Source organism: Prochlorococcus sp. MIT 1304 (assembly GCF_047305015.1).
In the GTDB taxonomy this organism is placed as follows: Bacteria; Cyanobacteriota; Cyanobacteriia; order PCC-6307; family Cyanobiaceae; genus Prochlorococcus_A; species Prochlorococcus_A marinus_E.
Window position 1 is genome coordinate 72,804 of sequence record NZ_CP138974.1, and the last position, 21,961, is coordinate 94,764.

The 21,961-nt window shown below is 32.4% G+C and carries 25 protein-coding genes; 9 read left to right on the plus strand and 16 right to left on the minus strand.

All coding sequences use genetic code 11. The features are described 5' to 3' along the window. Window positions 1-2: 2 nt before the first annotated feature. Entirely contained in the window at window positions 3-1,004 is a 1,002-nt protein-coding gene (locus tag SIB45_RS00375; protein ID WP_041484777.1) for a GDP-L-fucose synthase family protein, read from the plus strand. 56 nt (window positions 1,005-1,060) lie between these two features. Here the strand turns inward: SIB45_RS00375 and SIB45_RS00380 are convergent, their stop codons facing one another. The 7 genes from SIB45_RS00380 to SIB45_RS00410 form a co-directional block, all read right to left on the minus strand. Continuing rightward, window positions 1,061-3,331, minus strand: a complete 2,271-nt coding sequence (locus tag SIB45_RS00380; RefSeq protein WP_011863378.1) for a DUF3769 domain-containing protein — start codon at window positions 3,329-3,331, stop codon at window positions 1,061-1,063. Between the two features lie 60 nt (window positions 3,332-3,391). Further along, on the minus strand, window positions 3,392-4,009 hold the full coding sequence (lexA, locus tag SIB45_RS00385) for a transcriptional repressor LexA (protein WP_011863379.1): 618 nt from the start codon (window positions 4,007-4,009) through the stop codon (window positions 3,392-3,394). A gap of 59 nt (window positions 4,010-4,068) precedes the next feature. Next, a complete protein-coding gene (gene argF / locus SIB45_RS00390; protein ID WP_011863380.1) occupies window positions 4,069-4,995 on the minus strand; it encodes an ornithine carbamoyltransferase in 927 nt (308 codons plus the stop codon). Between the two features lie 28 nt (window positions 4,996-5,023). Continuing rightward, entirely contained in the window at window positions 5,024-6,886 is a 1,863-nt protein-coding gene (gene ftsH / locus SIB45_RS00395) for an ATP-dependent zinc metalloprotease FtsH (protein ID WP_011863381.1), read from the minus strand. Window positions 6,887-7,002: 116 nt separating this feature from the next. Then, window positions 7,003-8,097, minus strand: coding sequence for a bifunctional diaminohydroxyphosphoribosylaminopyrimidine deaminase/5-amino-6-(5-phosphoribosylamino)uracil reductase RibD (gene ribD / locus SIB45_RS00400; RefSeq protein WP_011863382.1), 1,095 nt, complete (start codon window positions 8,095-8,097; stop codon window positions 7,003-7,005). 15 nt (window positions 8,098-8,112) lie between these two features. Further along, complete coding sequence (locus SIB45_RS00405) at window positions 8,113-8,613, minus strand: DUF3122 domain-containing protein (RefSeq protein WP_011863383.1); 501 nt, start codon at window positions 8,611-8,613, stop codon at window positions 8,113-8,115. Next, on the minus strand, window positions 8,588-8,839 hold the full coding sequence (locus SIB45_RS00410; RefSeq protein WP_011863384.1) for a hypothetical protein: 252 nt from the start codon (window positions 8,837-8,839) through the stop codon (window positions 8,588-8,590). The genes SIB45_RS00405 and SIB45_RS00410 overlap by 26 nt, the downstream gene beginning before the upstream one ends. Before the next feature lie 83 nt (window positions 8,840-8,922). Here SIB45_RS00410 and SIB45_RS00415 point away from each other — a divergent pair, with 83 nt between their 5' ends. Next, window positions 8,923-10,197 carry a bifunctional cobalt-precorrin-7 (C(5))-methyltransferase/cobalt-precorrin-6B (C(15))-methyltransferase gene (locus SIB45_RS00415; protein WP_011863385.1) on the plus strand — a complete coding sequence of 425 codons (1,275 nt, stop codon included), beginning with the start codon at window positions 8,923-8,925 and terminating at the stop codon, window positions 10,195-10,197. Window positions 10,198-10,210: 13 nt separating this feature from the next. On the opposite strand, the gene SIB45_RS00420 is transcribed toward SIB45_RS00415, so the two are convergent. Together SIB45_RS00420 and pheS are read right to left on the minus strand one after the other, a co-directional pair. After that, window positions 10,211-11,119 carry an NAD(+) kinase gene (locus tag SIB45_RS00420; protein WP_413682130.1) on the minus strand — a complete coding sequence of 303 codons (909 nt, stop codon included), beginning with the start codon at window positions 11,117-11,119 and terminating at the stop codon, window positions 10,211-10,213. Window positions 11,120-11,189: 70 nt separating this feature from the next. Next, window positions 11,190-12,197, minus strand: coding sequence for a phenylalanine--tRNA ligase subunit alpha (gene pheS, locus SIB45_RS00425; protein WP_413682131.1), 1,008 nt, complete (start codon window positions 12,195-12,197; stop codon window positions 11,190-11,192). Between the two features lie 68 nt (window positions 12,198-12,265). Between pheS and surE the strand changes: the two genes are divergently transcribed. Next, a complete protein-coding gene (gene surE / locus SIB45_RS00430) occupies window positions 12,266-13,075 on the plus strand; it encodes a 5'/3'-nucleotidase SurE (protein ID WP_011863388.1) in 810 nt (269 codons plus the stop codon). Here the strand turns inward: surE and SIB45_RS00435 are convergent. Then, the gene (locus tag SIB45_RS00435) at window positions 13,055-13,588 is read right to left on the minus strand and encodes a DUF3611 family protein (RefSeq protein ID WP_011863389.1); all 534 of its coding nucleotides are present in this window, start codon (window positions 13,586-13,588) and stop codon (window positions 13,055-13,057) included. The two genes, surE and SIB45_RS00435, sit on opposite strands and share 21 nt — an antisense overlap. 68 nt (window positions 13,589-13,656) lie before the next feature. Here SIB45_RS00435 and SIB45_RS00440 point away from each other — a divergent pair, with 68 nt between their 5' ends. The 5 genes from SIB45_RS00440 (at window position 13,657) to SIB45_RS00460 (ending at window position 16,321) form a co-directional block, all read left to right on the plus strand. Continuing rightward, window positions 13,657-14,580: a bifunctional riboflavin kinase/FAD synthetase gene (locus SIB45_RS00440; RefSeq protein WP_011863390.1), complete on the plus strand. Its 924-nt coding sequence runs from the start codon at window positions 13,657-13,659 to the stop codon at window positions 14,578-14,580. Window positions 14,581-14,587: 7 nt separating this feature from the next. Next, window positions 14,588-15,643: a thiamine phosphate synthase gene (locus tag SIB45_RS00445; protein WP_011863391.1), complete on the plus strand. Its 1,056-nt coding sequence runs from the start codon at window positions 14,588-14,590 to the stop codon at window positions 15,641-15,643. Beyond that, on the plus strand, window positions 15,633-15,842 hold the full coding sequence (thiS, locus tag SIB45_RS00450) for a sulfur carrier protein ThiS (protein WP_011863392.1): 210 nt from the start codon (window positions 15,633-15,635) through the stop codon (window positions 15,840-15,842). The genes SIB45_RS00445 and thiS overlap by 11 nt, the downstream gene beginning before the upstream one ends. Window positions 15,843-15,954: 112 nt before the next feature. After that, window positions 15,955-16,122: a hypothetical protein gene (locus SIB45_RS00455; protein WP_011863393.1), complete on the plus strand. Its 168-nt coding sequence runs from the start codon at window positions 15,955-15,957 to the stop codon at window positions 16,120-16,122. A gap of 67 nt (window positions 16,123-16,189) precedes the next feature. Then, window positions 16,190-16,321, plus strand: a complete 132-nt coding sequence (locus SIB45_RS00460) for a hypothetical protein (RefSeq protein WP_011376917.1) — start codon at window positions 16,190-16,192, stop codon at window positions 16,319-16,321. A 4-nt stretch (window positions 16,322-16,325) separates the two neighbouring features. On the opposite strand, the gene larB is transcribed toward SIB45_RS00460, so the two are convergent. The 4 genes from larB to era are packed head-to-tail and all read right to left on the minus strand — an operon-like array spanning window position 16,326 to window position 19,554. Then, window positions 16,326-16,982 carry a nickel pincer cofactor biosynthesis protein LarB gene (larB, locus tag SIB45_RS00465; protein WP_011863394.1) on the minus strand — a complete coding sequence of 219 codons (657 nt, stop codon included), beginning with the start codon at window positions 16,980-16,982 and terminating at the stop codon, window positions 16,326-16,328. Continuing rightward, complete coding sequence (locus SIB45_RS00470; protein ID WP_011863395.1) at window positions 16,979-17,425, minus strand: TIGR03792 family protein; 447 nt, start codon at window positions 17,423-17,425, stop codon at window positions 16,979-16,981. The genes larB and SIB45_RS00470 overlap by 4 nt, the downstream gene beginning before the upstream one ends. Further along, window positions 17,422-18,642 (minus strand): tRNA (guanosine(37)-N1)-methyltransferase TrmD, encoded by a 1,221-nt coding sequence (trmD, locus tag SIB45_RS00475; protein ID WP_011863396.1) that lies wholly within the window; start codon window positions 18,640-18,642, stop codon window positions 17,422-17,424. Before trmD ends, SIB45_RS00470 begins: the two co-directional genes overlap by 4 nt. Next, window positions 18,643-19,554 carry a GTPase Era gene (gene era / locus SIB45_RS00480; protein ID WP_011863397.1) on the minus strand — a complete coding sequence of 304 codons (912 nt, stop codon included), beginning with the start codon at window positions 19,552-19,554 and terminating at the stop codon, window positions 18,643-18,645. 38 nt (window positions 19,555-19,592) lie between these two features. Between era and SIB45_RS00485 the strand changes: the two genes are divergently transcribed. Then, complete coding sequence (locus SIB45_RS00485; protein ID WP_011863398.1) at window positions 19,593-20,120, plus strand: hypothetical protein; 528 nt, start codon at window positions 19,593-19,595, stop codon at window positions 20,118-20,120. Window positions 20,121-20,171: 51 nt separating this feature from the next. Here SIB45_RS00485 and SIB45_RS00490 read toward each other — a convergent pair whose 3' ends face one another. Beyond that, window positions 20,172-20,909: a Bax inhibitor-1 family protein gene (locus tag SIB45_RS00490; protein ID WP_011818901.1), complete on the minus strand. Its 738-nt coding sequence runs from the start codon at window positions 20,907-20,909 to the stop codon at window positions 20,172-20,174. Window positions 20,910-20,982: 73 nt separating this feature from the next. Then, window positions 20,983-21,939: a PhoH family protein gene (locus tag SIB45_RS00495; protein WP_011863399.1), complete on the minus strand. Its 957-nt coding sequence runs from the start codon at window positions 21,937-21,939 to the stop codon at window positions 20,983-20,985. Window positions 21,940-21,961: the final 22 nt, after the last annotated feature.

The following is a 21,961-nucleotide window of genomic DNA, read 5'->3' on the forward strand; positions in this document are numbered from 1 at the left end:
AGATGAAAAAGTTAATTTCTAAGGAAGATAGTTTTTTTGTCGCAGGACACAATGGAATGGTGGGAAGTGCAGTAATACGCAGCTTAAAAAAAAAGGGCTATTGTTCAGAAAAATATAGTGGTAAACTTTTTACCGCAGATAAGAAAGACGTTGATCTTCGAGATTTTAAAAATGTTTTAAAATGGTTTAAGAAAAATAAACCACGTATAGTTATCCTTGCTGCTGCAAAAGTAGGAGGGATCTTAGCAAATCAAAATTATCCTTTTGATTTTATTTCAGATAACTTACGAATACAACAAAATGTTATTGAGTCTGCCTGGGAAACAGGCTGTAAAAGATTCATGTTTCTTGGTAGTAGCTGCATTTATCCAAAGAATTCAAAAACACCTATTAAAGAAGAAGAACTACTAAAAAGTAAGTTAGAAAAGACAAATGAACCTTATGCCATAGCTAAGATAGCGGGAATCAAACTTTGCGAAGCACTAAGAAAACAACATGGTTTTGATGCTATTTCATTAATGCCAACAAATCTTTATGGCACAAATGATAATTATGATTTACAAAATAGTCATGTCCTGCCAGCTTTAGTCAGAAAGTTTTTTGAAGCTAAAATGAAAAGAAAAACATATATAACTTGTTGGGGAACTGGTAATCCCACTAGAGAGTTTCTTCATGTTGACGATTTAGCGGATGCAATAATTCATTGTTTGGAGTTTTGGGACCCAAATCATTCAGATGCGCCCAAAAATTATGCAGGAGAAAAATTAAATTATTTAAATGTAGGTTCTGGATTCGAGATCTCAATAAAAGATCTTGCTCATGAAATTGCAAATTGTATTAACTACAAAGGAAAAATTATATGGGATTCAGAAATGCCCGATGGAACATTTAGAAAAAATTTAGATTGTTCTAGGATTAAATCTTTAGGATGGGAATCAAAAATCTCATTAAAAAATGGTTTGAGAATGACTATTGAAGAATTTAGAAGAAATTTTAAAAACTAAATGTTCACAAAAATTAAGGAGATATTTCTATTTTAAAAATAGTGAAATAAGTTGAATTAAAACTTTGAACTCAATCCCGAGTAATCAAAGTTAAATATATTAAATTTAATTCCTAAACTTTCCTCTGAGGAATTATAAAAAGCACCAATTGAATATGCTCTTCTATTAATATTTAATCCATAATTTGGATTAGAATATTTACCATTATCTAGATTCAAAGTTGTTTCATAGCTAAAAATTAAAGGGCCAAATATTTGCTGTTCTAAACTAATCTTCACATTTGGATTTTTACTTATATTGTCGAAGCTGAAAGGGCTATCACCCTCTTTTAAGACATAGTTAAAGTTAGCCTTAACATATGTATAATCCAAAAGATTGTTTTTTAAGTTGCCTAATGTAATAGATGGACCGGTAGTAAATTTTGAAGCAATCTGACTTGAATCATCACTATAAAAGAATAATCCTGTCTGAAGTCCAGTTTCCCAATCTACCGCTTTTCTTATGACAGTAGGTGAAAACTTATATGTTTTATCTATAGTTTTATCGAGAGGACTACTTTCCCACAATGGTAATTTGTGATTGTATTGCGCTACAAAAGAATTTCGAAATAACTCTTTAAACTCATTTTTAGTCCTGCTTTTTGATTTAAAATGTCCAAAATCATAAATTAAAGACAAATTTGTCTTCTTTTTATTAATTAGCCATGACTTTTTATTACTTATATTAAAACCACTTGCGAAATATATCTCCTCTGTAGCAAAGTCCTTTTTAACTTTCTCCCTAAAAACATTGTAAAACTGTAAATCTAGAAAATTGTTAAAATCGTACTGATTTTGATTCTCGGACGAATTATTTTCTGAATTAAAATAAATTTCTTCATCAAAACGTGAAATTGAATTATTGCCTTCATTTAACAGGCCAATTTCTAATGGAATAAGATTTTGACCAACTTCGTTAGATTCCTTATCTTGATTTAAATCAATTCTTTTTTTTAGGGTAAATTTGGATCTAAAAGATTCATCAAGCCTATCTAAATTAAGGCTATTCAGACTAAGTAAAGAATTTACATCCCATTCATTGATTTTGCCTTTAGTGTTAACATCTAGAGCAAAATAATCCATCGTTGTAGCATCACTTTCGACTTTTCCACTAAAGACAGATGTATTTTTAGCTGTATATGATTTTGTTTTACCTTTTATAGCTCTTTGGACTAAGTAATATGGTTGCAATTTAAAAGAAAAGTTACCAAATAAATTTCTTGATTTACTACCTCTAAAAACATAATATCCATCTTTCTCAGCAAAATCTGCGCCAAGCCCCCATTGAGTGATTGGATCTCTATCAAAGATTGAAGTTCTTCCAATTGGAAACTTGAATTTATTATCTAAATCTATCCAAGTATTTCTACTAATCAATCTTAATTTATCTTCTACTATTTCAGCAGTAAATCCATAACTCTTAAACAGAATTTGTGGATAATTATAAACATCGTTTGTAAAAAATATCTTGTCTGAAGAAAAAGATTCTGAATCAAAGAATAACTTATCTGCTTTATATCTCCATCTAGTTATACCAGGAATACTAAGGTTTAGTTTTGTTATATTGAGACTCTTGTTATCCTCGAAATCATTTACAAAGCCTATATTTGCACTACTTACTTTTTTTAATTCGGTAATGTCGAAATTATCATTTTCATTAATAAATTTTCTATTTTTATCATCTAATTCAATCTTAAAGTCTTCTTCAAAAGTTTTACTATCTAAAACCCCATAAATATCATCAATATATCCTTTATCATTTTTAAGATCATAAAAAAGTTTTTCAGAATTAAAAAATTGAGACCCCCTTTTGAAAGTGACATTACCTATTACTGTTAAAACTCTGTTTTCTATATCGTAAGTAACTAAATTTCCTCCTAAAGTTGCGTTAGAAAAATATATTATTGGATTCCCTTCAGCATAAAAAATATTATTTTTTCTGTATTTATTATCTGCTTCAATTTCAACAAGAAACTTTTCCTGAATATTTGACTTATTTAAGGAGTCTGTTAAATCAGCATTCTCTTGTTTTTCTGCAGTATCATTATCATCAAGTGCTAGAAGATTAAAAAGTGTACCCCCGTTTTTTTTTAAATCACTTAAAAATTTATCTTCAATTTTAGAGTTATTAGAATTATGTTTTAAAGTATTTTTTTTTAAATCGAATTCTGTATTATATTTCTTATTGAGGGATTCTGCTATTGCAAAATTAGAGTATAAATTTAAACAATTAATTATAAATATTCCAGGTAAATAGATTAAAAAATTTCTTAATTTTAACTTATTCAATATTTTCAGAGATTTTATATTTATTATACGTTAAATGATCGATTCTTCTTAAATAAAAAATTACATTTTTCTCCATACAGCAAGTAACTTTCCTTGAATCGAAACTTGATCTTGATCTATAAGAATAGGTTCATAAGCTGGATTAGCGGCCTCTAAAGATATCTGTCTTCCTTTTTTAAAAAAATATTTCAATGTAGTCCCAAGTCCTGGAACCAATGCACTAACAATCATTCCATTTCTCAAAGAATATGAATCTAAAATTGGCTCCATCAAGACCATATCACCATGAGCTATAAAGGCATCAATCATTGAATCTCCGTTGACGCTCAGTGCAAAAATATCCTTCTTTTTCAAAACTTCTGAAATGTCCAAATTTTCTTGTACATCTGAATAAGTATCAATCAAACCCCCTGCAGCAACTGACCCCATAATCGGAACTCCTTCTAAGACTTCATCAATTATTTGCAGAGTTCTAGCTTTTCCTTCTTGCCATGAAATATATCCCTTTTCTTGTAAATGTTTTAATCGACTTTGAATTGGGGCTGGAGACTTTAAGCCCATAGCTTGCATCATCTGTCTGATTGATGGACTATGCTGATATTCTCTCATGTAATCTTTAATCCATCCATAAAGAGCACTTTGAGCAACTGTAAGTTTATCGCCTGAAGAAGTTATCACAGAAAAATTTAATTACTAATACATTTGTACCTTTTTACGAGGTAAAAAGCAAGTTTTTTTTATGCAAGAAGACATGCTAAAAGTGCTTGTTGAGCGTGCATCCTATTCTCTGCCTGATTAAAAATTCTACTATTTTTACTTTCCATCACTTTTTCAGTAATCTCTTTACCTCTATAAGCTGGTAGGCAATGAAGAATAATTGCATCTTTTTCTGCCTTACTCAATAGATTTTCATCAATAGAAAATCCATTAAAATCTTTATCTTTCTCTTCTTTTTGTTTTTCTTCCCCCATAGATGACCAAACATCTGTATAAAGTACATTCGCTCCTGAAACAGCAGAAAAAGGATCATTAGAAATTTTTAATAAATTCTTATTCTTATAAATCTCTCTGGCTTGATTAATCACCAATGAATCTGGTTCATAACCTTTAGGGCAGGCAATTCTAACTTCAACACCTAATAAAGCTCCACATAAAATAAGAGAATTAGCGACATTATTACCATCTCCGACAAATGTCAAAACCACATTTTCAAAATCAAAGTATTCTTCCTTAATAGTCAAAAAATCTGCTAGAGCTTGACAAGGATGTTCGAAGTCTGTGAGGGCATTGATAATTGGCTTTGTGGACCATTTTGCATACTCCTCTAAATCTGAATGCTTAAATGTCCTTATTGCAATTACATCACAATATCTACTCAAGACTCTTGCTGTATCTTTAATTGCCTCACCTCTTCCTATTTGTGATGTGTTAGGGTTAAGATCAATAGTTGTTCCTCCTAATCTCGACATAGCAACTTGGAAGCTTACTCTTGTACGAGTTGAAGATTTATCAAAAATCAATCCTAAAACTTTATTTTTAAGTTTTAGCTCTAGGTCTTCATTCTTAAAGTTTTTAGCAACTTCTAAAATATGATGAACTTCATCTGCAGATATATCAAGGCATGATAAAAAATTATCATTAGAAAGCTTATGGGGCTTTAACATAAATATCTTTGATAAAGTCTCAATTCTACTATGTTGGCATTTTACTTTCCGCAAGTAGAGCTTTCAAATCTTCACCTTCTATAACTTCCTCTTCAAGAATTTTTTGAGAAATAGATTCAAGTAAAGGTAAATTATTTCTCAAAATATTTAAAGCTGTCTCATGAGCATCATCTACTAGATCTCTTACCTCTTTATCTATTGCTTGTGCGGTCGCATCACTTACTGATCTTCTTGGGTTATTCCCATTTCCTAAGAATTGTCCACCTCCTTGCTTGTCATAAGCCAAAGGACCAAGTATGTCACTCATCCCGAAAGTACCTACCATTTGCTCCGCAATATCAGTTGCTCTTTGAAGATCATTAGAAGCTCCAGTAGTTATTTTTCCAAAGACAACTTCTTCTGCAGATCTCCCTCCTAATAAAGTAGCTATTTGTCCTTTCAATTCTTCTTTTGAGTTCAAAAATCTTTCTTCAGTAGGCAGTTGTAATGTATAGCCTAAAGCACTCATCCCCCTTGGTACTATTGAAATCTTAGCCACTTTAGAACCACCAGGCATAAGATGACCTACTATTGCATGTCCAACTTCGTGGTAGGCAACAACTTTCTTTTCATCATCTTGAAGAACTCTACTTTTTTTCTCTAGGCCTGCGACAACTCTCTCTATAGCTTCACTTAAATCTTGTTGCTCAACACTTTTCCTTTTGGATCTTGCTGCGAGTAGTGCAGCTTCATTTACCATATTTGCCAAATCTGCTCCTGCAAAGCCAGAGGTGGCTTGAGCAATAGAATCTAAGTCTATGGAATCAGCTAATTTAACTTTCTTTGTATAAATTTCTAAAATTGTTTTTCTACCAGATAAGTCAGGTCTATCAACTAATACTTGCCTGTCGAATCTTCCAGGCCTTAATAGAGCTGCATCAAGGACTTCAGGCTGGTTAGTTGCTGCAAGAACTATTACTGGTTTATCTGTTGAAGCAAACCCATCCATTTCTGTTAGTAATTGGTTAAGAGTTTGTTCTCTCTCATCGTTACCTCCAACAACTCCCATTGAGCCAGAGCGACTTTTACCAATAGCATCTAATTCATCAATAAAAATTATACAAGGTGCTTTCTTCTTTGCTTGTTCAAATAGATCTCTTACTCTAGCCGCACCAGCACCTACGAACAGCTCTACGAACTCAGAGCCTGAAATAATAAAGAATGGAACCTCCGCTTCTCCCGCAACAGCTTTTGACAAAAGAGTCTTACCTGTCCCAGGTGGACCTACAAGGAGAACACCCTTAGGAATCCTAGCGCCTATATCAGTGTATCTTTCTGGTTTTTTCAAGAAATCTACGATCTCTGTTAACTCATCTTTGGCCTCATCGACCCCAGCAACATCATCAAAGGTTACTTTTGATTCATCATCTGGTACATAAACCTTTGCTTTACTTTTAGTAAAACTAAGAGCTCCTTGAGCACCTCCACCTCCCATACTTCTTCTAGCAAAAAATTGCAGCACAAGGATAAAAATTAAAGGAGGGACAACCCAACTCAGGATAGTTGAGAAGAAATTAGGTTTCTTTGGGGGAGCAGCAGCGAATTCAACCCCCTTACTTTCTAGCCTTTGTGGAAGGTCCATATCAAAAATTGGGGTTGTCGCCAACACAGAAGGTGCCCCTTCTTCAGCTCCATTTAACTCATATCTAATTTGTTCTTGAGTTATATATGCACGCTTAACTTCACCGTCATTAACCTGATCTATAAACAAGGAGTAAGGAACCCTTGGAATTTGCATATTTTGATTAGGGAAAAGACTACTAAATAAAAGTAATGCTCCCACTCCTATTAAAATGATATTTACAATTCCAAAACGTCTATTAGGTTGATTATCGTCTTGTCTTATTGGCATAGTTGTTATCAATTTTGAACTTATTATAAACTAAACGATGAGTTTCCGTACCTGTATTGTTTTTTTTGGGTAAGTACCGTACGGTACTTTTACACATTTAAAAGATCATGAAAAAATTAATTTTTACATAAACTTTTAACGCATATATCATTCCCAATCAAACTAACCTGAGAATTACTTAATTTAATAACTTCATGCATTTCTTCAAATTCAAAATCTCCAAAAGGATGCATACTATTTTCTCCACCTAAAATTTTTGGAGCGATAAAGGTAATAATTTCCTGAATACAGTTAGATTGAATAGCGGCGGTAGCCAAATTTGGACCACATTCCCACAGAACTTTATTACATCCTCTTTTTGCAAGAATTTTTGAAATTAACTCTGGATTATCTGATAATACCTTTTCAACTTCTACACATTTCGGAATCCTTGAGAGGTAGCTTTCATTTGCTGTAGAAGAATCATAAATAACTAAAGTTTTTGCCTTACTACAATCCCAAAGATTAGATTTTGAAGGAAGATCTAAACTTTTTGTGAAAACAACTCGCAAAGGCTCAGGGTTTTTGGAACCTCTAGTAGTCAAAAATGGGTTGTCTCTTCGTAATGTGTTTCCACCAATGATTATTGCGTCAAATTCTGCTCTAAAAGAATGCACTAATGACCTTGATTCATCATTAGTAATCCATTTACTTTTCCCATTTTTTAAAGCTATTCTTCCATCTATACTCATTGCCCATTTAAGAACACCAAATGCCTTTTTAGTAGTGTTCCTATGAATAAAAGCCTTATTTAGATCTAAGGATTCTTTTTTACATAATCCTAAGTTAACTTGTATTCCAGCTTCTTTTAGAAGCTTAATCCCTTTACCAGAGACTCTTTCATCAGGGTCTTCCATAGATATATATACCTTTTTTAACCCAGAGGATATCACCTTATCTACGCATGGAGGTGTTTTACCTTGATGGCAACAAGGTTCAAGATTCACATACATTGTTCCACCTTTAGCATCATTTTTTAAATTATTAAAAGCCATTGCCTCTGCATGAGGCATCCCTGCCTTGAAATGAAACCCTTCTGAAATAAGGCTTCCATTCTTATCAAGTATCACTGCTCCCACCCTCGGATTAGGACTCGTTGTATTTTTGCCTAAAGAAGCCAAAAAAATTGCTCTTTTCATCCATTTTGTATGGCTTAAACTTTTTTCAGACATCTCCAGAAATCAAATTCAGTTTATAGATCTCCACTCTTTAACAAGGAAGGGAGGAACAGGTAACTCAGAAAAAACTCCTGATAAAGATAATCTTAATGGTCTATTTTTATCTAAATTTTTAATCAATTTATCAAGATCGAATTCTGCTGCAGCTTGTCTTCCATCATTTGCTAATTCCACATTAAGTAATGTTTTATCATCTAAAAGCCACTGTTTTCTCCCTGATTCAACCTTTAAGTCAGTAGGATGATCAATCCTGAGATTTCCTGGATATCCTATTACTCTCAAGATCAATTTATCTTCATAAAGAGGGGATTTATAAGCTACTAATTGCCAAGTTTCAAAGTCCAAGTCCCTTAAGAACTCACTGCTAGCATTCATTAATTCCCCATTTATTTCAGTTTCTGCAACTTCTGCAGGTACTTTTAATGGGTTAAAGATAAAGGAAAGTAGTAAAAGTAAAGGTAATATTCCTTTTAAAAAAATATTTTTATTTGATTTTGTAATTTTCTTCATTTTCAGAATCCATCAAGGCGTCTAAAGTTACAGCTGTTCTTACAATAGCTTGATATCTTTTAATTATTTTACGATTTTTTTCTATAACTCGGGATAAATTCAAAGTGTCTTTTTCAGAATAACTAGATGTTAAATCGCTAGAATCTTCTTCAATAAACTCAAATTCACTATCTTTATTAATTAGAGTTAACAATAAATCATGTAATCTCTTTCTCCTTTCAGACAATTAATTTACTATTATAGCTCGAATAATAATAGGATAATTTAATAAAACATTCAAACAATTAAGTTCCATTTCATTAAATATTGATGACTGAAGTTAATAGAAAAATTTATGTAATTGGTATTAATTCTTATAAATTTGAGGATCTATCTTTCAAATTACAAAATTTATTTTTAGAAACAGAAAATATTGCAGTTCCAAATTCATATTTTGAAGAAATTAAATCATGGAGCGAAAATGGTTTATTAAATAAGAAATCATTTTTTTCAAGCAAAAGCAATAACGAACTTGTTAACTGGCTTAGGTCTCAAAAAAATGATGTAATTTTAATTTCGAGGGGAGATCCTCTTTGGTTTGGAATTGGAAGAATACTATTAGAAAATTTTTCAAAAGATGAATTAAGTTTTTACCCTTCAAATACTTGTATTCAATTGGCATTTAGTAAGTTAAAGATTCCATGGCAAGATACTGTTAATGTAAGTATTCACGGCAGAGATTCGACTAAATTAATTGAGGCTCTTAAAGTAAGACCTTCAAGTCTGGCTATCATTACAGAAGCAAATAACAAAAGCTTAGAATTAATCAAAAAAAACCTATCACAATTAAATCTGATTGATTATTATGATTTTTGGCTTTGTGAAGAGATAGGCTTCGATAATGAAAATATAAGAAAATTAAATCTTAAAGAGTCATTGCCTTCTGACATATCAAGTTTGAATATTGTTGTTCTTACAAAAACAAAAAAAAATTACTCAAATAGTAATCTTCCCCTTTTTGGAATCAGTGACCACATATTTAAGACTTTTGATGATAGACCAAACTTATTAACTAAAAGGGAGATTCGTGTTCAAATCTTAGCTGATCTAGAGCTCCCAAAAAATGGCGTAATATGGGATATAGGAGCAGGTTGTGGGTCAATTGGGTTAGAGGCATTAAAATTAAGGCCCAACTTAGATTTGTTTTGTATCGATAAAAGGTTTGGCTCAAAAGCATTAATACTTGAAAACTCAAAAAGGCTTGGCGTTAAACCAAAATTTATTTTTGAGGAAGACATAAATAATATCTTTAAAAAGAGAATTTTAAGTTCTTTTGAAAAACCTAATAGATTAATAATTGGAGGATGCGATAAAAAAACTAAACTCCAGATTATTAGTAAACTAGCTCAAGGGATGGATAATGGAGACATTGTCGTTATCCCAATAATTGATATTCAAACTATTAAAGAATTGAAAGAGGAATTAGAGGACAAAAATTTCAAAACAAATTTAAATTTAATTCAGACCTATAAAAGCTTAAGTATTGCAGAGGGAATGAGACTAGAACCAAATAATCCTGTTTTTCTATTAAAAGGGAAAAAATAAATTTTAATAATTGTTATTTGTCAGGTTTAGCAACATGGGGCAACCCCCAACCTAATTTATTTCTTAAAACTTGGAAAAATTCGTGATCTTCAAGTCTAATAAATTTTACTGAGTGTTTACTTTTTCTAATTAAAACCCTATCTTCAGGCCAAACATAACAACCAGCATTTCCATCAACAACCATTACTAACCTTTCAGGAGTTGCAGGAAAAACAGTTACTGGCTCTGAATCATTAAAAACCAATGCCCTAGATGCCAATGAATGCGGAGCAATTGGAGTTAATTGCACAACTGGACAATCAGGTGTTATAACTGGTCCTCCAGCACTTAAAGAATAGGCGGTAGAACCAGTTGGAGTAGATAAAATTACTCCATCAGCTGAAATATCCACAGGAGCATGTCGCCCTATAGAAATCTCAAAGTGACACATACTAGTTAGAGGTTCTCTATGAAGAGCCATCTCATTAAGGCAAAGAGACTCCCACCTCCTCTGATCATTCCTCATTACACTAACGATAAAGCAAGTTCTTTCTTCAATATCCCAATTTCCAGCAATTATTTTATCTATGGCCTCATCTAGGTTGGATAAATAAGCTTCTGCAAGAAATCCTAAATGACCAGTATTTATCGTAAGAATTGGAATTTTAGCCGGTGCCGTTTGCCTTGCAGCAGAAAGCACAGTACCATCTCCGCCAAGAACAATTGAAAATTCCATTGATGAATCAAACCCCTCTGGAACACAATTCGTATATCCCAAAGGACGAACATGTTGATCTGGATTTGCGAAACCAACCATCCCTCCAGAGCTACTAACTCTTACAACTTCAAAATTAGAGTTTTCCAATTTTTTTTGGACAGAACTTGCAGTTTGAACAGCAAGTTCTTTCCCATCATTAACTATTAGCCCTGCTTTACGTACCAATCAAAAAATTAAAACTAGGACTATCTTAAACTAATTTGTTGGACAATCCTAATTTAAGAATTAAATCCTATTAGAACTGTTCTAAGAATCTAATATCATTTGTATAAAATTTTCTGATGTCATCAATCTGATGTCTTACCATACAAAATCTTTCAACTCCTAATCCTGCAGCGAATCCTGTCCATTTCTCAGAATCTATTCCTAATTTTTCTAAGACCTTTGGATCTACCATTCCGCAGCCCATTACTTCCAGCCATTTACCTTTCCACTGGACGTCTACTTCTGCTGAAGGTTCAGTAAAGGGGAAATAACTAGCTCTAAATCTCACAGGAATATCTCCAAAAAAGGACTTTAAAAATGTAAGAACTGTTCCTCTTGAATGACTAAAATTGATATCTTGATCGATACATAAAACCTCAACCTGATTAAATACAGGGGAATGTGTAGCATCTACAGCATCTCTCCTATAAACCCTTCCAGGGGCAATTATTCTTACTGGAGGAGGATTTTTCTCTAAATACCTTATCTGAACAGGAGAAGTATGGGTCCTCAAAAGTCGATTTTCATCTAAGTAGAAAGTATCCTGCATATCTCTTGCGGGATGATTTTTGGGTATATTGAGAGACTCAAAATTATAAAAATCAGTCTCTATTTCAGGGCCACTTTCAACTGAGTAACCTAAACCACAAAAAATATCAATTATTTCATCTTGGGTTGAAATTAAAGGATGTTTATTTCCAGAGGGAGTTCCAATTGAAGGGATAGTTACATCAATTTTTTCTGTTTTAATCTTCTTATCTAAGGCTTCACTATTCAGTTGACTTTTTCTTTCAGTTATTAGTTCTTGCAAATTTATCTTTATTAAATTTGCCTTCTGGCCAACAATTGGTCTATCAGTAGCAGATAGTTGACCCATTGTTTTCAAGATAATTGATAAATCACCTTTTTTCCCTAGCAATGAAACTCTCAATTGATCAAGTTCTTCATGAGTATTAGAATTATCTATATTATTTTTTGCTGTTAGAGAAAGATTATTTAGTTTTTCCTCAATTTGACTTAATGATTCAATTTGACTCACTGATATAGTAAAAAGAAGTATTGTTTTATCTTACTTAAATATCGTCCATAAATAAAATGTATTAATTAATGAAACCGTTAAATATATTAATTAGTAATGATGATGGTGTTTTCGCAGCGGGGATAAGAGCCTTAGCAAAATCAGCCCAAAAAAGAGGACATAAGGTAAAAGTGGTATGTCCTGACCAAGAAAGATCAGCTACTGGTCATGGTCTTACTTTACAATCCCCACTAAGAGTTGAAAAAGCTGACGAATTATTTGGAGATGGAATTGAAGCTTGGGGATGTTCCGGCACGCCTGCTGATTGTGTCAAATTAGCACTATCTGAACTCTTGGATAATAAACCTGATCTAATTCTATCTGGAATAAATCACGGGCCCAATTTAGGAACAGATATTTTTTGTTCAGGCACTGTTGCAGCAGCCATGGAAGGAACTTTAGAAAATGTTCCTTCCATGGCAATAAGTGTTGCTAGTTTTAAATGGAAGAATTTTGAATATGCAGGAGAAATTGCAATTAATATTGCCGAACAAGCAATTAACGATAATTGGCCAGCTTCACTTCTATTAAACTTGAATATACCTCCTTGTGCGAAAAGCAAAATTAAAGAATTATCATGGACAAGATTATCAGTAAGAAAATATAAAAATCAATTTTCCAAAAGGGAAGACCCAAGGGGTGACGATTATTATTGGTTAGCAGGTGAGGTGGTTTTAGATCTTAAATCAAAAGGTTATGGTCCAAAAAACTGGCCCAGTGACGTATCTCAAATACAAAATAATAAAATATCGCTTACGCCTGTAGAACCAGATTTATTTTGGAGGGGTAATTTAGACGACTTACCAAAAATTAATAATTCATTTGTAAATCCTTCTTAAAAGCCATAAAGAAAAGCAAAGTCCAAAGAAGTGAGCAGCAATAACCTGTGTATTACTTAGAACTGATAATATTTCAAGTCCAGTAATTGGAATATCAGATGTCGCTGTTATCAATTGTCCAGTTGTTTGAGAGGATGCTTGTATAAATAGGGCACCCATAAGAGCTTGATATCCAATTAATCCAAACAAAATTCCTAATAAATCGACTATTAAACCTCTTTTTATTAATTTACTAGTTTGTCCTCTTGAGGGTCTTGCGTTACTTGCGATTGCTCTACCCGTTCTAACTATTAACCAGCCTTGCCAAAGGCTAAAAAGTAGTAAAATCAAGGAAATTGTTGTAAGTGATAGTCCAGGCGCTAAGCTAAGCTGCCCTTCGCTATTATTAACAACATTAGAAAAAAGCAAAACAGCCGCAACAACAACGCCTAAAATGGATTGAACCCAAAAGCGTGTCCATCCAACACGCCGCATTCCAAATGAAAGGGACTGAAAATCAATTTTGTCAGACATTCATTTGATTGAATAAATTGTAATCTATTCAAATTTGCCATCAAAATCATAAAATTGCACGTAATCTTTTGATCTCTTTAATATCGCCATCTGAAGTTAAGAGTCCTACTTCAATAGCTATTGGGAGTTTTGATGGGCTTCATGCCGGCCACAGAAAGTTAATCAAAAGTGTTGTTGAAGACAATCTATATACCCCAACAATTGCAAGCTTTTGGCCTCATCCAAGAGAAGTTCTATATAAAGAGACACGCCTTAGACTTGATTTACCTGAAGAAAAACTACCTATTCTTGAAGATCTAGGGATTGAACAATTAGTTCTGATTCCTTTTGATAAGGAATTATCTAAATTAAGTGCAGAAAGATTTGTAAGAGATATTTTGATAAATCAATTACAGGCAAAAAACATTTCTGTAGGTGCTAATTTTAAATTTGGTTTTAAAAGAAGAGGAGACATAAACACTATAAAAAATATGATTAAAGATACGGATATAAAACTAAAAATTACTCCAATTCTAGAAGACAAAGAAGGTAGAATAAGCAGTAGCAGAATAAGAGATTTATTAGAGAAAAGTGATCTGAAAAATGCTTTCAAAATTCTTAATAGGCCTTATAGTTTTAATGGGAAGGTTGTCAAAGGTAAAGGTATTGGAAAAAGTATAGGTTGGCCCACTGCAAATCTTGAAATAGATGGCAGAAAATTTTTACCTGGAGAAGGAGTCTACGCAGCATGGACGACCATAGAAAATTCCAACAAAAAAATTGAATCTATTATGAATCTTGGCTCTCAACCAACAATAAATCCTTTATTACCATCTGCAGTTGAAGTTCATTTAATAAATAAAGATATAGATCTATATGGTTTAAATCTATCTGTAGTACCGGTTGAAAAGCTTAGATCTCAAATCAAGTTCAACAATATCAAGCAACTTGCTAGTCAAATTAAAAATGATAAAGAGAATGCCCTAGGTATTTTTAAAAATTGTAAAAAATAAATTAAAAATGCTGAATTCTAATACTACAAACACAGAAGATTTAAGAATTTATCAAATTATTGACGCTAATTTAGATAGAGCTAGAGAGGGACTTAGAGTACTAGAGGATTGGGCTAGATTTGGTCTAGGCAAAGAAAAATATGTTGAAAAGATTAAAAATTTTAGGCAAATTTTAGGAAAAAATCATTTAGAAATTTATAAACTATCTAGAAATCACGTTGAGGACAAATGTAAAGGACTGACACATCAAGAGCAAATCAACAGGAAAACTTCTGAGCAAATTATTAGTTCTAATTCAGCCCGAGTTCAAGAAGCATTACGAGTCATAGAAGAATTCTCAAGGCTTCAGAATCATGAGCTTTCAAAAATCGCTTCCGAAATTAGATATGAAATTTATACTATTGAAATTGACTTATTGAGTTATAGCAAGTTTAAGAAGTCGGAGGAAATATTAAAAGAAAATGACTTATATGTAATCACAGATCAAAAAGACAATTTATTAGAAATAATAGAGGAAATTTTAATTGCTGGAGTAAGAATTATTCAACATAGATTTAAAACGGGAACTGATCAAGATCATCTTCAAGAAGCAATTCAGATTAAAAATCTATGTAAAAGATATAATTCTCTTTTTATCGTTAACGATAGACTTGATATAGCTCTAGCATCTAACGCTGATGGGATTCATCTTGGTAAAGACGATTTAGATTTTAAAACCGCAAGGAGACTATTAGGATATTCAAAAATTATTGGTATAAGCGCAAATAATGAAATTGATATTTCTAATGCTCTTAAAGAGGGTTGTGATTACATAGGAATAGGACCGGTATTTGAAACTGCAACAAAGAAGGACAAAAAACCCATTGGTATTGAAAAAATCAAAACATTAACCAAAGATTTAGATATTCCTTGGTTTGCCATCGGAGGAATTAAGTCAAATAATATTTCATATTTAAAAAGCAATGGGTTTAAGAAAGTTGCCTTAGTTTCGCAATTAATGAATTCTGAAGATCCTAAAGAAGACGCTATGATTATCCTAAAAAAGTTGTCTCATGAAAATTAGGGTAAATGGAGAAGAAAAAAAAATAGAACTTGATCAAGAAAATGCTCTATTATCTACAGCTCTTCACCATATGGGATATAAACCAAACACAATTGTAGTGGAGTTAAATAATTTAATTATAAATTCAATGAAATGGGAAAAAGTGAAGCTTAAAGATGGTGATAATTTAGAAATTGTTTCAATAGTTGGGGGTGGTTAAAAGATAATTTCTTTACATATTAAAAATCTTCAGATTTTTTTAAGTTTATGCTTGAAACAATCACCAAATTTCTCCTTTTTTCGTTTTATATTTTTAATACTTAAAAATAACAATGAAAGAAAAAATTGATAGCAACTCAAGGTCTCTAAAGTGGGAGCAAAATGGAGAGTTAGCACATAAAGATCTCTCCGAGCTGATTGAAAGATTAAAAAATGTAGAAAGTGAACATACCTCATCTGAGCTTTCTAGATTAGGTACAAAATCAAACATAAAAGATTAAATTTGTTACTTAGATCTTGTTTTTATAAAAATTTGTACCAAATTAAAAATACTGAATATAAAAATAAATGCCGAAAAGATTTCCAGAGTGGGTAAATACAGAAGTCGTGATTAAAGCAATCAAAATGAGAGAAGAAGGAATGCTATCAAAACAACTAAATTTATGGATAGAAAACCTGTTAGAAATAGAAAAAAAGTGATTATTTAGGAAATACTTTTAATTATTCTCAGAGCGGCCATTGCTGCTCCGTATCCATTATCTATATTCATAACTGCAATACCTGGAGAACAGCTAGATAACATACTATTTAAAGCAGTTTCTCCATCCTTGCTGACTCCGTATCCTACTGAGACAGGTACTGCAATTATCGGTTGAGCCAACAATCCGCCCACAACTGTTGCCAAAGCTCCTTCCATTCCAGCACAAACTATTAATACATCATATTTATTAATTTCTTCTAACTGACTCATCAATCGATGAAGTCCAGCCACTCCAACATCTATAAAAGATTGACAATTCACTCCATAAATTTCGAGCGCTAATTGTGCTTCAAGTGTTACGGCCAAATCGCTTGAGCCGCCTGAAATTATGGCAACTTTTTTATTCGTAATTATTTTATTAAAATTTTTCCCAATTAGTAGGCAATTTGCTTCTTCATGGAATCGTGCATCATCATACAAATCTAAAAGATAATTAGCCTTTTCACTATTAATCCTAGTAATAAAAACAACCTCATTTTTACTTAATACATTTCCACATAATCTTTCTAATTGGTCGATACTCTTATCTTGACCCCAAATAGCCTCAATGAGTCCAAGCCTATCTCTTCTTTGAAAATCAAACTTGATATCAAAATTCATCTTTGTTTATCTAATTCTCCCTCATAAATCAATTCAAAAGGATTATCGCCTACATTTAGAGCAGCTTTAACATTATCTTCAAATTTTTGTTGAACTACATTTACTTCTGACATTGGTATGCTTTTCCATAATTTCTTACTTTTCCAATTTACTAATATTAAAGCTTCTTCTTTTTCTTTATCCCAAAATAATTGTCTACCCAAAAAACCATCTTGAGAAGATAACCATGGCTCCCATATTTCTTTTTCCGCATTAAGCCAAGCTGCTTTTACGTCAGCAGGTACTTTAAGTCTTAATTCTTCTGTAACCATTTCACTTTGAAAATTATCCATTGTAAGAGCTCTTAAATTGGGAATATCAGATTGAACAGTTAAAACTACTAAGCAAATTAATGATAGACAAAATCCTTGAATTTTTTTTTTCAAATTTAAATTAAATCTCATTTTTTTTCAAGAAGAACTACTGAATGGCAACTTATACCCTCTTCTCTCCCCTCTGGACCCAATTTTTCATTCGTAGTTGCTTTAATCCCAATTAAATTTTCATCAATATTTAAAATTTCAGAAATATTTTTTTTCATTAGTTTTATATGTGGCATGATTTTTGGCCTTTCAGCAACAAGAACGCTATCAATATTATTTATTTCCCAACCATCTTGTCTTATTAAGTCAATTACTTTTGATAACAAAAACAAGCTATCAGCATTTTTCCATTTTTCATCAGATGGGGGGAAATACTTTCCTATGTCGCCCAACGAAAGAGCTCCCAATAAAGCATCCATTATTGAGTGACTTAAAACATCAGCATCACTATGCCCATCCAATCCTAAACTTTCAGGGTGATGTAATTTTACACCTCCAATAATTAAATCTCTATCCTCTACAAGTCTGTGAATATCGTATCCATTGCCTATTCTAAATTTCATGAATTGATTATTTTCTTTTATTATTCTCTTACTTTGTGGGGATTTTTTGTAGTTTTCATTTGAAATTAAGTCACTTCTTCTCTCCAATGTTCTTTCAAAACTTTTTCTTCTTCTCCACGATTTAATCTCTTCATGATTACCGCTCACTAGAATATCTGGCACTTTCATATCTTTAAAAGTTATCGGCCTTGTGTATTGAGGATATTCTAATAAAGAAGAATTATGACTCTCATCTACTAAGGAATCTGGATCACCAAGAGTTCCTGGTAATAATCTAGTCAAACCATTAATTATTGATATAGCGGGTATTTCACCTCCAGAAAGTACATAATCGCCTATCGATATCTCTTCATCAGCTAAACATCTAATCCTTTCATCAAAACCTTCATATTGACCACAAATAATTATTATTTGATCCAAAGTGGACCATCTCGCAAGATCCTTTTGCTTTAGTACTTTACCCTGTGGGGTCATCAGCAAAGTTTTACTTTTGGGTAATTTTCTAATTGATTCATATGCCTTATAAATAGGTTCAGGTTTTAATACCATACCTGCTCCTCCTCCATAAGGCTTATCGTCTACTTGTCTGTAAGAACCTTCTCCATATTCTCTCAAATCATGTAAATTTAAATCGATCAAATTCTTATCTAGAGCTTTTGTTATGACCCCTAAATTATTTATCAATTCAAAAGCTTTAGGGAATAATGTAATTACATCAAAATTAAAACCACTCATCTAGAAATCTTCCTCATAACCAAACTCAATTAACCTTGATTCTTTTTTTCTCCAATTTGGAATAACTTTCACAAACAACTCTAAGTGAACTGGACAATCAATTAATTTTGACATATTTGCTCTTGCTGACTGACCAATCATTTTTAACATTGAACCTTTCTTTCCAATAAGAATGCCTTTTTGAGTTGATCTTTCAACAATAATAGTAGCCAAAATAGCTGTAAAAACTTTGCCATTTTTTCTTTTCATTTCCTCCATCTTTTCTATCTTTACTGCCACACTATGAGGTACCTCTTCTCTTGTATTTTTTAATACCTGCTCTCTCACTAAATCAGATAATAAGTTATCTAATGGTTGGTCGCAAATCGTCTCTTCGCCATAAAGTTTTGGTCCCTCTGGAAGAAAATTAAGTGCCATATCGACTAGTTCAGAACATCCCTCTCCTTGAGAAGCACTTACAATTTGAAAGTTTCTATTAATTCCAAAAAATCTTCTATATTGATCTAATCTTAAATTCCTAAATTCTTTATTAACCAAATCCCACTTATTTAATGCCACAATAAACTCAGTTTTATTTGAGATTAGAAAGTTCAAAATATATTCATCACCTCTACCAGGTTCTTCACTTGAATCAATTACAAAAATCACCATATCAACTCCATTAATTGCAGATTTTGCGTTTTTTACTAATATCTCACCAAGTCGATGATGAGGTTTATGAACACCTGGGGTATCAACAAAAATTATTTGTCCATTGTCTGTAGTAAGTATTCCTTTTAATTTATTTCTAGTAGTTTGCGCTATTGGAGAAGTAATTGTTATTTTTTCTCCAATCAATTTATTTATTAAAGTAGATTTACCAACATTTGGCCTTCCTAGTAAAGTTACAAACCCAGATCTATAATTGGCCAAAGACTTTTAATGCATCAATAATAAAATTCTGATCAAAAATGGAAAAAAAAACCATAAATTTTAAAGAAGCTTCGTTCACGCAAGCAATAAACATATCCGCACAATGGTGCAAAGAGTGGGGTGAAGATTTACTCAGTGAAGAGGTTTTAGCAGATAGAATCGGAGAGCTAACTAAAACAAGAAATGGACTTAGAGGATTTTTTGCATACGCTTTATCAGATAAAGATTGTTTTTTGTTAGATAAACTTCCTTTTTCACTAATTTACAAACTGAACGAAGTTGGTGATGCTGTAACAGAAATAGTAGTAAAAAATTTAATAATGAGTTCCGCTCAAATTATTATTCATCGAAGAGATAATAATCATGAATATGAGATATCATCAGAAAACATTTCAGATAGATGTAAGGCTATTTTAAGACTGCTAGAAACTAAGTCAGTTACAAAGTCTGTCAATCAAGTCCTTAGAGACTTAGATGATATGGGCAATAGTTTTGATAATTCAGTAAAGTATGATTCAGAGCAAAAGGAATTTATAAAAAAACAAATTCTTGATATCGCCCATTAAAAAAGCGTAGAAACAAGTCTACGCTTTAGATTAGTTATTTACTTAATGTGTTTAGTCTCTTCTTCCACCGCCTTGTAATGCAATCATTAATCTCAATATAAAAACAAAAAGATTTATATAAGTTAGGTACATACCCAAAGCTCCTGCAAGGTATTGATCATCATTATATCTTCTTGGCATTGTATAGAAATCAACGAAAGACATTGCAACAAATAAGACAGTTCCAAATCCTGCAATTATCAATTCGAGTCCTGAACCTCCAAAAACACCTGGGGCAAAGAATCCTCCAATTAATTGGACAAACATTGCTATGAGGAGACCTATCAATCCAAGACCAACTACTCCGCTTAGTGCTTGACCAACACTATCACTCATTCTTTGGCCAGTGTAAGAGGCGATAACGAAAGTTATACCTGTGGCTAAAGCAGCTGTTCCAACCGAACCAATACCAATTGTTCCTATTGCTAAAGCAACTATTCCACTTAAGGTAAACCCAGTTAACAGACTAAATCCTGTCAAAAGGGGTAGGGCCTTCGCATTATTTGCATTATTTGCAGCACTTGTGGCTATAAAAAACAAAATCAATTCAGCAATTAATGCAACTATTGAAAGAGGCTGAAAAAGCCCAGGATTTGTTGCTATGAGTGAGACACCTGCTAAAACCCCTAAAGAAGTAAGAACCATACCTCCACCTACATAAGGTAGAGCTTTTTGAACAACATTAGGTCCAACAATTGAACTTGTTTGTGCTTCACGAATAGCTTGATTGAAATTACTACTTGCTGGCATTTTTTTTATTAAATATGAGTATATTCTACTTGATTTTTAAAATTTCAGGGTACGGATCTCCAGAGTTATAAAGTTATTGATAAGCCTCAATAATTTTCTGAACTAAAGGATGACGAACTACATCTTCAATATTTAAATAACAAAATTTTATACCTTCAGTTTCAGAGAAAATTCTCGATGCTTCAATGAGGCCGCTTTCCTGATCTTTTTTTAAATCAATTTGTGTAATATCTCCGTTTACAACCATTTTTGATCTCTCTCCTAATCTGGTCAAAAACATTCTCATTTGAGAGCAAGTAGTATTTTGTGCTTCATCCAAGATAATCAAAGAATTGTCTAAAGTTCTTCCTCTCATAAATGCCAAAGGAGCAACTTCAATAATTCCCTTATCAATTAAAGAATTTGTCCTATCAAACCCGAAAATACTATGTAAAGAATCATATAACGGTCTTAAATATGGATCTACTTTTTGTTGCAAATCACCAGGTAGAAATCCCAAACTTTCACCAGCTTCTACAGCAGGTCTGGTTAAAACAATTTTTTCAATTTTTTTCTCGTTCAATAGCCTTGCCGCGCAAACAGTTGCTAAAAATGTCTTACCAGTACCAGCTGGGCCAATTGCGAATGTAAGATCAAAGTTTTCAATGGATTCAACATATTCTTTTTGCCTTATAGTTCTTGGTCTTAAAAATCTTCCTTCTTTGGAACGCGCAAGAATTTTTTTTCCAAGTTCAGCATGCGAAGACGATTCGCCCATATTTAAAGAACTTAAAGCAGCTTTAAGATCTACCTCTGGTACCTCTAACCCTTGTTCCCAAATTGGTCTTGTAAGTTCTACCAATGCTGAGGCTCTCTCAATTTTAGATATGACACCGTTCATCTCAAGTTGTAAACCTCTAATAGTTAGTGATACACCTGTGAGTGACTCAAACTTTTTTAAAAAAGAATTCCCAGGACCAGATAATGCTGTGGCAGCATCAGAGCTTGGCAAATCTATTGTGAAGTGACCAGTTTTGGAAACTTCCCTCATCTAGTTATTGAATAAGAATAAA

Excerpts from the sequence above, each read along its gene's own strand:
- SIB45_RS00375 (WP_041484777.1), top strand. The coding sequence starts at position 3 with ATGAAAAAGTTAATTTCTAAGGAAGATAGTTTTTTTGTCGCAGGACAC.
- argF (WP_011863380.1), bottom strand. The coding sequence starts at position 4,995 with ATGTTAAAGCCCCATAAGCTTTCTAATGATAATTTTTTATCATGCCTT.
- ftsH (WP_011863381.1), bottom strand. The coding sequence starts at position 6,886 with ATGCCAATAAGACAAGACGATAATCAACCTAATAGACGTTTTGGAATT.
- ribD (WP_011863382.1), bottom strand. The coding sequence starts at position 8,097 with ATGTCTGAAAAAAGTTTAAGCCATACAAAATGGATGAAAAGAGCAATT.
- SIB45_RS00405 (WP_011863383.1), bottom strand. The coding sequence starts at position 8,613 with ATGAAGAAAATTACAAAATCAAATAAAAATATTTTTTTAAAAGGAATA.
- SIB45_RS00415 (WP_011863385.1), top strand. The coding sequence starts at position 8,923 with ATGACTGAAGTTAATAGAAAAATTTATGTAATTGGTATTAATTCTTAT.
- surE (WP_011863388.1), top strand. The coding sequence starts at position 12,266 with ATGAAACCGTTAAATATATTAATTAGTAATGATGATGGTGTTTTCGCA.
- SIB45_RS00435 (WP_011863389.1), bottom strand. The coding sequence starts at position 13,588 with ATGTCTGACAAAATTGATTTTCAGTCCCTTTCATTTGGAATGCGGCGT.
- SIB45_RS00445 (WP_011863391.1), top strand. The coding sequence starts at position 14,588 with ATGCTGAATTCTAATACTACAAACACAGAAGATTTAAGAATTTATCAA.
- thiS (WP_011863392.1), top strand. The coding sequence starts at position 15,633 with ATGAAAATTAGGGTAAATGGAGAAGAAAAAAAAATAGAACTTGATCAA.
- SIB45_RS00455 (WP_011863393.1), top strand. The coding sequence starts at position 15,955 with ATGAAAGAAAAAATTGATAGCAACTCAAGGTCTCTAAAGTGGGAGCAA.
- SIB45_RS00460 (WP_011376917.1), top strand. The coding sequence starts at position 16,190 with ATGCCGAAAAGATTTCCAGAGTGGGTAAATACAGAAGTCGTGATTAAA.
- larB (WP_011863394.1), bottom strand. The coding sequence starts at position 16,982 with ATGAATTTTGATATCAAGTTTGATTTTCAAAGAAGAGATAGGCTTGGA.
- SIB45_RS00470 (WP_011863395.1), bottom strand. The coding sequence starts at position 17,425 with ATGAGATTTAATTTAAATTTGAAAAAAAAAATTCAAGGATTTTGTCTA.
- trmD (WP_011863396.1), bottom strand. The coding sequence starts at position 18,642 with ATGAGTGGTTTTAATTTTGATGTAATTACATTATTCCCTAAAGCTTTT.
- SIB45_RS00485 (WP_011863398.1), top strand. The coding sequence starts at position 19,593 with ATGGAAAAAAAAACCATAAATTTTAAAGAAGCTTCGTTCACGCAAGCA.
- SIB45_RS00490 (WP_011818901.1), bottom strand. The coding sequence starts at position 20,909 with ATGCCAGCAAGTAGTAATTTCAATCAAGCTATTCGTGAAGCACAAACA.
- SIB45_RS00495 (WP_011863399.1), bottom strand. The coding sequence starts at position 21,939 with ATGAGGGAAGTTTCCAAAACTGGTCACTTCACAATAGATTTGCCAAGC.